The organism is Mesorhizobium sp. M7A.F.Ca.CA.003.01.2.1, assembly GCF_003998945.1.
In the GTDB taxonomy this organism is placed as follows: Bacteria; Pseudomonadota; Alphaproteobacteria; order Rhizobiales; family Rhizobiaceae; genus Mesorhizobium; species Mesorhizobium ciceri.
Genome location: NZ_RZRA01001175.1, coordinates 1 through 931 on the forward strand (window position 1 = coordinate 1; position 931 = coordinate 931).

The window sequence follows — 931 nt, forward strand, 5'->3', positions numbered from 1 at the left end:
TGGCGCCGCCGTCAGGATCGCCTCGCTGATCGACCAGCCGCCCTGGTGAGGCAGCATGGAATCGCGCAGAGCCTTGGAGGCCATGTACATCATCATCAATGCGTCGTTGGCGCCGGGCGCGCGCGCCGCCGAATGTGCTTGCGGAATGGGTGCAGCACCCGCAGCCAGCGCCCAGCGCTCCGGTTGGTCGCAGATGAAGCGATAGATCATCGCGTAGGCCGCGCCGCAATGCGTGTCCCAGCGCGCCGTGTTGCAGAGCGGCAGCATGTAGAACGGATGAAAGGAGATCATGCCGGCAAGGCCGTCATAATAGCCCTTGGCGGCATGGATCGGCTTTGACCCACGCACCTTTTCCGCCGGCTCGCCGGTGAAGCGCAGCGTGCCTGATATGCCGTGGCGCTGCATCGCGGCCTTGGTCGCCAGCAGCCCGCCGAGGCTCGAAATACCCAGCCCGGAATGCGGGTCGGTGTGGCCGCCGGCCTGGTTGCCAAGTCCCCGGCGCGGACGCTCGACCGTAGCGGCATCCTGGCAATTGCCCGGCACCGCGTCGTATTCGGCGTACATGCCGCTGGTCGGGCCGGGGCCGTTGGTCCAATGTGCGCAGAAGGCGGTCGGCATGCCGCCGGAGCCTTCTTCGACAGAAAAGCCTTCGAGTTTCAGTCGCTCGACATACCAGGCGGCGGATTGATATTCCCGCCACGCGGTCTCGCCGTAATCGAAGATGATGCGTGTCCACGCGGACAACAACGGCTGGATGCCGTCGAGACAGGCAAGGGCGGTTGCTTGCGCCGAGGTGGCCACCGGTTTCTCCATGGCATGAGAAGAAAGCAGTGAAGCGGTTCGCTAAAAAGTGATATGTTTTCCCGGTTCGTGCAAATTCGGTTCACCTGAGGTTCCTTGCGTATACCATCCACACAAGCGCTGCGTGCGC

At 63.7% G+C, this 931-nt stretch carries 1 pseudogene; it reads right to left on the bottom strand.

What is annotated here, in order from left to right:
- Positions 1 to 813 (bottom strand): annotated as a pseudogene (locus EN969_RS30940) (amidohydrolase); the annotation flags it as partial.
- Positions 814 to 931 lie beyond the last annotated feature (118 nt).